The organism is Mesorhizobium sp. M2A.F.Ca.ET.039.01.1.1 (assembly GCF_003998035.1).
Taxonomy (GTDB): domain Bacteria; phylum Pseudomonadota; class Alphaproteobacteria; order Rhizobiales; family Rhizobiaceae; genus Mesorhizobium.
This window is the reverse complement of the sequence record NZ_RZRY01001616.1, coordinates 1-382: the sequence shown is the minus strand read 5'-3', so window position 1 is coordinate 382 and position 382 is coordinate 1. Positions and strand designations below refer to the sequence as shown.

The following is a 382-nucleotide window of genomic DNA, read 5'->3' as shown; positions in this document are numbered from 1 at the left end:
CGTTATGGGTGGCGAACTGCGGATAGATGCGGTCGGTCATCGACAAAAGCTTCTTCGCGCAGGCCAGATACGAAACGTCGGTGTTGGCCTTGCGGGTGAAGACCGGATAGCCGGTAAGACCCAGCGTCTGCGCCCGCTTGATCTCGGTGTCCCAATAGGCACCCTTGACCAGCCGCACCATGATCCGGCGGTCGTATTTCTTCGCCAGCGCATAGAGCCAGTCGATGGCGAAAGCCGCGCGCGGGCCGTAGGCCTGGACGACGACGCCGAAGCCGTCCCAGCCGGCAAGTTCCGGCTCGGCCAGCACGCGTTCGATGACATCGAGCGACAGGTCGAGGCGGTCGGCCTCCTCGGCATCGATGTTGAGGGCCATGCGCGAGTG

The 382-nt window shown here is 63.9% G+C and carries 1 protein-coding gene; it reads right to left on the bottom strand.

Annotated elements, in window-relative coordinates; genetic code table 11:
- On the bottom strand, positions 1 to 382 hold a 382-nt coding region (locus EOA24_RS41200), incomplete at both ends, for a proline dehydrogenase family protein (protein ID WP_189354751.1).